Here is a 6,995-nt window from a genome sequence, read left to right as displayed (position 1 = left end):
CGTTCGCCACTCGCCACCAGAGCAAGCTCCGTGCTGCCGTTCGACTTGCATGTGTAAGGCATGCCGCCAGCGTTCAATCTGAGCCAGGATCAAACTCTTCAGTTTAATCTCTGTTACTTTGCCATTTTATTGGCACCGTCTTGCGACGGGTCGCTCACTCAAAAAACTGACAGGCCACTACTTTCGTAGCGCCTATTTCATTATTTCTTGTGAACATTTGATATATTTTAAGTATTACAGCAATCCGAAGATCGCTGCTGCACTTACATCAAATGCCCACACTTATCGACTGTTAATTGTTAAAGAACTGTATTCGGTTACTGCTTTCGCGCTATCGACAAAGCGTTGTGTTTGTCAGCTGCGAAGAAGGAAGAGTATGAAGCAATTTGCTACGTCCGTCAACTCCTTCTTTTTCTCGTCTCACTCGGCATTTGCATGCGTCGTTCAGCGAGGGGGCGAATTATAGCCGTGCCCTGCACTCTCCGCAAGGGCTATTTCCCCGCTCTCACAGCCCAGCAAGCCTTGTCTTCACTTCAAGCGCCTTTTTGTGCAGCCTGTCGCAATCGGCTGGCGTAGTTCGTGGTCTTTAGGCACAGTGGCAACATCAGACTCTGACGCGGCTCAACAAGAGGTTAAACTTGCCCGCTGCGTCGATTAACTCTCGTACTTGAAAGTGCCCCCATGCTTCCGATTTCCAGCCTGCCCCAATTGTTGAAAACCATCCTCGCTTGGTTGCAACGGGCATTCGACGCGACGACGACCTGGGTCACCCAACTGTCCTGGTGGAAATTCTTCCTATTCGCTGCGCTGGCCCTGATCGCCGGGTCCATTTTGCAAGATGAGCTGTTCTCGTCCAGCCAGAACGAAGAAGTGGTCATCAAGTCGCACAAGCGCAGCAGCAAGGGTTCGGGTGAAACCAATATCCTGATCGACGATACGGGCATCCATTTCAATCCCCGCAACAGCAAGAACCGGCGCAGCAGCACGACGGATGCGGCCAGCGAGCCGGCCGATGCCGCCGAGGCGGACGAGCACGCAAACACCGTGCCGCCGGCGCCGCCGGAACCGCCGGCCGCCCCCGCCAAGCCCAGCTACCCAGTAACGACGAATGCCTCGGGCGAAGAAGTCCATATTGAACTGCCGCCGCAAATCGGTGAAGAATTGTCGAATGCCATCGAAGAAGCGGTCGATGATGCGGCAGAACAAAAGGTGTCGCGCTATCACCAGCAAGCCTCGACCTGGTTCAAGAGCTTTGTGTCCTTGCTGGTATTGGCCCTGTTCGCCATGAAGGCCTTGGTCGGCGGCAAGAAACGTGCGGAAGCGGAAACCGTCACGGCAAACGAGGCCGCCGAGCGCGAATCCATGCAGCGCCAGCTCAGCGAAGCGAAGATGCAGATGATGCAAGCCCAGGTCGAGCCGCATTTCCTGTTCAACACGCTTGCTTCCGTCGAACACCTGATCCAGGTCGACCCGCCGCGCGCGGCCAAGATGCAGCGCAGCCTGATCCAGTATCTGCGCGCCGTGCTGCCGCAAATGCGCGACAACGCCCTGATTACCAACCTGGGCCGTGAAGCAGACATGGTGCAAGCGTACTTGAACCTGCTGAAAATGCGCATGGAAGAACGCCTGACCGTCGACTTCCAGATTCCCGACGGCCTGCGCAGCGCCGCCTTCCCGCCCATGATGCTGCAATCGATGGTGGAAAATGCCATCAAGCATGGCCTGGAAGTCAAACCCGAGGGCGGCACCCTGCGCATCGTGGCCGAAGTGGCGCACAGCAAGCTGCGCGTGACGGTGACCGATGACGGCCTGGGCTTTGGCGTGGTGCCCAGCGATGGCACGGGACTGGGTTTGCCCACCATCCGCGAGCGCCTGAAGCTGTTGCATGGCGACCAGGGCAGCCTGACCATTACGCCAAATCAACCGTCCGGCGTGTGCGCCGTGATCGAAGTGCCATATCAATTGTCCAAATAAGACAGAGTAGTTGATAAAAACGCTAAATCATTGAATAATCAATCTTCGCCTGTTCACACTTGAGACCTATGCCTACCGCTATTATTGCCGACGACGAAAGACTGATGCGCGACCAGCTGCGCCTGCGCCTGGGCCAAGCCTGGCCTGAACTGGAAATCATCGGCGAAGCCAAGAATGGCGACGAAGCGATCGAACTGGTGGAACAACTGAAACCGGACTTTGCCTTCCTCGATATCCGCATGCCGGGCAAGACGGGCATGGAAGCGGCGCAAGTGATCGGCAGCAAGACGCATATCGTCTTCGTCACGGCCTACGATAGCCACGCCGTCGAAGCCTTCGAGCGGGGCGCCGTCGACTACGTGCTCAAGCCGCCCGAGCATGAGCGCTTGCTGGTCACTGTGGAGCGCCTGAAAACGCACTTGAACAAGCCGGCCCTGGACGTCAACAGCAGCGTCACAGCCATGCTGTCGCAGCTGGCGGAAAAAATCACGGCCAAGCCCACCTACCTGCAATGGATACAGGCCAGCATCGGCCAGGACTTGCGCATGATCCCCGTGGAAGAGATCCTGTTCTTCCGTTCTGACGAGAAATACACCTGCGTGCAGACCGCCAAGTACGAGGCGCTGATCCGCAAGCCCGTGCGCGACCTGGCCGAAGAGCTCGATCCTTCGCTGTTCTGGCAAATCCACCGCGCCACCCTGGTCAACGTGAATGCCATCGAAGGCGTAACGCGCGACATCCGCGGCCGCCACCTGGTACTCATCAAAGGCAAGTCCGACAAGCTCGAAGTGAGCCGCAGCTTCTTGCACCTGTTCAAGCAAATGTAAGTCTCCCGCCGCCGCCCGGCCCAGGCCGGCGCGGCGCGCGCCCCTCTTCTTTCCCCTTCCTGCGCCACATCAAGCCACGCCGCGCCAACAGGCATAGGCTATATCAAGTCCTGTCCGTCGCTCCTGTCTTGCCTGCCTTCGTTCACGTTCGCAAGGAGAATCCCATGCCTGACCGAGGCAGTTCGACACTGCTGCGTATCCTGCCGCTAGGCATGGCAGCGATGCTTTTGCTGTGCTTGTTTCCTCCACTGAAAGCCCGCCGGCAGCGGCAGGCGCGTGGCCAGGCCATCATCGACAGCGCCAGCGACGCCTTCATCAGCATCGACAGCGGGCAAATCATCCTGCATGCGAACGCGGCGGCGGCCAGATTGTTCGACGACACGCCGGCCGGCATGCGCGGCATGCGCCTGGGCCACTACATCCTGCGCGACTTGCGTACCCTGGGCGGCCTGGGCAAGCACGATGGCGATCCGCCGTTTGGCGACATCAGCCAGGAGCTGCGCCTGACGGGCCGGCGCGCCACCGATTACACGCTGACGGGACGGCGCAGCGATGGCCTCATGTTTCCCCTCGAAGGCTCGCTCTCGGCCATGCAGGAAGACGGCCATAGCGTGTTTACCATCATCGTGCGCGACATCAGCGCGCGCCAGCAGATGCATGAACAGCTGGCCCGCTCCTTTTCGCAACTGCGCGAATTGTCGAGCGCGCTGCAATCCATCCGCGAAGAGGAGCGCAAGCATATCGCGCGTGAATTGCATGATGACCTGGGGCAATTGCTGGCCACCCTGCGCGTCGACCTGACCCTGGTGCGCCAGCACACGGACACCACCGAGTCCCTGCAAGCCTTGCTGCACAGCATGGATGGCTTGCTGGTGACGGCCATCACCTCGTTGCGGCGCATCGCCAGCAACCTGCGTCCGCGCGCGCTCGATGAAGGCGGATTGTATTTTGCGCTGCAAAAACTGCGCCACGACTTCCTGCTGCGCCGCGCCATCCATTTCGACTTGCTGGCCGACGAGGCCGACCTGGTGCTCGACGATGCGCGCAGCACGGCCATCTACCGCATCGTGCAGGAAGCGCTGACGAATATCGCGCGCCATGCCGAGGCCAGCCACATCACCATCGCCCTGCACCGCATCGATTCCTCGCTGGCCATCACCATCCAGGACGACGGCCGCGGGATTGCCGAACACGACCTGGAAAAAGCCACGGCCCTGGGCTTGCTGGGCATGCGCGAACGGGTGTGGGGCTTGAACGGCAGCATCCATATCGGCGCCGACAGCGAACTGGGCGGCACGCGCATCGAAATCTCGCTGCCCATGCATGCGGAAGTGGCAGCCGCGGCGATGTAATAAAAAAGGCGCCCGCAGGCGCCTTTCACGTCGTCACATCGAACGATGCTTAGAATTTGTGTGCCAGGCCGATCTGGTACGAGGTCAGCGACTTCACGCGCTCGCGGCCAGCGTAAGCGTACACGTCGGTGCGCTTCGACAGGTGGTAGTCGTAGCCGACGCCGAATTCCTTGATGGTGTCCTGATCCTTGAACTTGTTGTTGCTTTGCTCTTGCTTGCCATACGACACTTTGGCATCGCCGCCGCCAACCGTGTAGTTCAGGCCGATCAGGTAGGACTTGAATTCGCCGGTCGTGGCAACTTTGGTGTCGCCTTTCGAGTAGGCGGCCGTGATCTTGGCCGGGCCGAATTTATAGCCGCCACCGATGGACCACAGGTCAGGCTTGGCGGCCGTTGCCGTTGCTTGCACGGCTTTTTCGTAGCCGGCGTGCAAGCTGATCGGGCCATTGTCGTAGGTTGCCAGGCCGATCACGCCTGCGTCAGCGCTGTTGACTTCGCTCAGCACGTATTGCAGGCTGCCCACGAAACCTTCAAAGCTTGGGCTGTTGTAGGTCACGGCGTTGTTGACGCGCGACGAGCCGACGCCCGAACGCAGCAGGGTTTCATTGTTCTTGCCGACCACGCCGTAGGTGTTGAATGGATCGACGCGGGCGATGGTGCCATCGACCAGGTTCTTGGTGCGGCCCAGGATGGCGGTACCAAACGCGCCTTTCAAGCCCACGTAAGCTTGACGGTCGAACAACACGCCTTTTTGCGCGCCGGTATCGGCCAGGAATTCACTTTCCAGGTTGAAAATTGCGGACAGACCGCCACCCAGATCTTCCGTACCCTTGAAACCGAGGCGCGACGCATTGTTTTCGCGTTGTACCGTCGGCTGGCCAGTGGTCTTGGCAATACCGAGGTCAACCAGGCCGTACACGGTGACGTTCGATTGTGCTTGTGCCGTAGCTGCTGCGAAGGTGCCGATGATCAATGCTGCCAGAGTAATTTTTTTCACTTGAGATTCTCTACATTAGGTTGGACAAGAGTGGTGCTGCTTAGCTGCTGAACCGAATCATGCCCACCAAATACTTCAACAATATGACATCGACAAGATGTTGTTTTTTAGCACAATGTCTTGTCAGATAAAAACAACAGGCGAAAAAAAACCGCCCGAGGGCGGCTTGTGTTGCCATGACGGCCTTACTTCAGGCGGCAGCTCAGCAGCCAGTAGTATTCCAGGCGCTTCATGCGGATTTCGCGAGCCGAGTGGGCAAACTTCTTGCGCAGGTGGCTATCCGACGGGAAATTCTTCAGCACTTCATAGCGCTCGCCCCCCTCCGTCGTGCGGAACTGGTGGGTATTGCCTTCCAGGTCGGTGCGCGCGATGACCGTGCTGCTGCCGTCGACATAGGAATTGTCGATCAGCACCAGCAGGATGTCCTTGCCCAGCTTGCTGCGCAATTGCTTCAGGTATTTGTCCTGGTCTTCGCGCTTGACGTGCGACCACCAGAAACCGGCGAACACGGCCGTGAACTTGCCCAGCAGATCGTCCGGCAGATTGAATGCGTCGAGCTTGGCGAAGGTCACGTTGTCGGGCAAGCCGCGTGCCTGGGCCAGCGCCAGCATTTCATCGTTGATATCGGTGGCCAGCACGGACTCGGCCGACTCGGCGACCACTTCCGTCCAGTAACCGGTGCCGCAAGCCAGTTCCAGCACGGTGTGGCCTTCCAGCACGTCGGCGACCTTGTCGCGCAACACTTCCAGGTCTTCCTGGCGTTCGGGCTTGTCATAGACGCGCTCGTACTGCTGCGCGATGGTGGCGTAATATTTGGCAAGCTGATCGGTAATCATTGTTTCTTCTCTTCTTAAATAATCTTGGCCAGGCACCTCGCCCGGCCGATTTCATGCATTGTTATAGTTCGTAGTGCTCTTTATCACCGCTCATCGCCTGCTCGATGAGCTTGCGGTTCAGGGTCGGCGTCAGCAACTCGATAAAGGTGTAGATATAGCTGCGCAAATACGCGCCTTGCTTGACGGCAACGCGCGACACATTCATGCCGAACAGGTGGCCGACAGGGATGGCGCGCAAGCCTTTGTCGCGCTCGGCATCGAAGGCCATACCCGCTATGATACCAATCCCCATGCCCAACTCGACATAAGTCTTGATCACGTCCGCATCGATGGCCTCCAGCAAGATGTCCGGCTTCAAGCCCCGCAGCACGAAAGCATGGTCGATTTTGTTGCGCCCGGCAAACGCGCTGTCATAGGTAATCAGGGGGAAAGCGGCGATTTCTTCCAGGGTCACGGACTTCGACTTGAGCAGCGGATGGTCGACCGGCACCACCACCACATGCTCCCATTGATAACACGGCAAGGTGATCAAGCCATCGATGGCGGCGATCGATTCCGTGGCGATGGCCAGGTCGGCCTGGTCGCGCTGCACCATTTCGGCGATCTGGCGCGGATTGCCTTGCAGTAAAGACAATCTGACCTTCGGGAACTTCAGCATGAAGGCTTGCACCACCTTGGGCAAGGTGTAGCGCGCCTGCGTATGCGTGGTGGCAATGGTAAAGCTGCCGCTGTCCTGCGCCGCGAATTCCTTGCCGATGCGCTTCATGCTGTCGATTTCCTGCATGATCAGCTCGACCGATTCCAGCACCAGGCGGCCCGGCTCCGTCAAGCCGCGGATGCGCTTGCCGTGGCGCGTAAAAATATCCACGCCCAGCTCTTCCTCCAGCTCGATGATGGCCTTCGATACGCCCGGTTGCGACGTAAACAAGGCCTTGGCGGCGTCCGTCAGGTTGTAATTCTGCCGGACCGCTTCGCGCACGAAGCGCAGTTGATGGAGATTCATTGCTGG

The 6,995-nt window shown here is 58.7% G+C and carries 6 protein-coding genes and 1 rRNA gene; 3 read left to right on the top strand and 4 right to left on the bottom strand.

Annotated features, from left to right (window positions below; genetic code table 11):
- Positions 1-105: ribosomal RNA gene (locus OX460_RS23320) — 16S ribosomal RNA — on the bottom strand; the annotation flags it as partial.
- A gap of 576 nt (positions 106-681) precedes the next feature.
- On the opposite strand from OX460_RS23320, the gene OX460_RS23315 reads away from it, so the two are divergent.
- From OX460_RS23315 to OX460_RS23305, 3 genes are all read left to right on the top strand, one after another.
- Positions 682-1,974 (top strand): histidine kinase, encoded by a 1,293-nt coding sequence (locus OX460_RS23315; protein ID WP_099665028.1) that lies wholly within the window; start codon positions 682-684, stop codon positions 1,972-1,974.
- A gap of 68 nt (positions 1,975-2,042) precedes the next feature.
- The gene (locus OX460_RS23310) at positions 2,043-2,801 is read left to right on the top strand and encodes a LytTR family DNA-binding domain-containing protein (RefSeq protein ID WP_034751497.1); all 759 of its coding nucleotides are present in this window, start codon (positions 2,043-2,045) and stop codon (positions 2,799-2,801) included.
- 164 nt (positions 2,802-2,965) lie between these two features.
- Entirely contained in the window at positions 2,966-4,153 is a 1,188-nt protein-coding gene (locus tag OX460_RS23305) for a PAS domain-containing sensor histidine kinase (RefSeq protein ID WP_289900081.1), read from the top strand.
- Between the two features lie 49 nt (positions 4,154-4,202).
- Here OX460_RS23305 and OX460_RS23300 read toward each other — a convergent pair whose 3' ends face one another.
- From OX460_RS23300 to OX460_RS23290, 3 genes are all read right to left on the bottom strand, one after another.
- The gene (locus OX460_RS23300) at positions 4,203-5,150 is read right to left on the bottom strand and encodes a porin (RefSeq protein WP_046682561.1); all 948 of its coding nucleotides are present in this window, start codon (positions 5,148-5,150) and stop codon (positions 4,203-4,205) included.
- Positions 5,151-5,335: 185 nt separating this feature from the next.
- Positions 5,336-5,986, bottom strand: coding sequence for a class I SAM-dependent methyltransferase (locus OX460_RS23295; protein WP_099665030.1), 651 nt, complete (start codon positions 5,984-5,986; stop codon positions 5,336-5,338).
- A gap of 61 nt (positions 5,987-6,047) precedes the next feature.
- The gene (locus OX460_RS23290) at positions 6,048-6,989 is read right to left on the bottom strand and encodes a CysB family HTH-type transcriptional regulator (RefSeq protein ID WP_034751505.1); all 942 of its coding nucleotides are present in this window, start codon (positions 6,987-6,989) and stop codon (positions 6,048-6,050) included.
- Positions 6,990-6,995 lie beyond the last annotated feature (6 nt).

Source organism: Janthinobacterium sp. SUN033 (genome assembly GCF_030397595.1).
In the GTDB taxonomy this organism is placed as follows: domain Bacteria; phylum Pseudomonadota; class Gammaproteobacteria; order Burkholderiales; family Burkholderiaceae_D; genus Janthinobacterium; species Janthinobacterium kumbetense.
The sequence above is the reverse complement of the archived record's forward strand: the minus strand, read 5'-3'. Positions and strand labels throughout refer to the sequence as shown.

Bases quoted from the DNA above. Each gene is read 5' to 3' on its own strand.
- OX460_RS23315 (WP_099665028.1), top strand. From the start codon at position 682: ATGCTTCCGATTTCCAGCCTGCCCCAATTGTTGAAAACCATCCTCGCT.
- OX460_RS23310 (WP_034751497.1), top strand. From the start codon at position 2,043: ATGCCTACCGCTATTATTGCCGACGACGAAAGACTGATGCGCGACCAG.
- OX460_RS23305 (WP_289900081.1), top strand. From the start codon at position 2,966: ATGCCTGACCGAGGCAGTTCGACACTGCTGCGTATCCTGCCGCTAGGC.
- OX460_RS23295 (WP_099665030.1), bottom strand. From the start codon at position 5,986: ATGATTACCGATCAGCTTGCCAAATATTACGCCACCATCGCGCAGCAG.
- OX460_RS23290 (WP_034751505.1), bottom strand. From the start codon at position 6,989: ATGAATCTCCATCAACTGCGCTTCGTGCGCGAAGCGGTCCGGCAGAAT.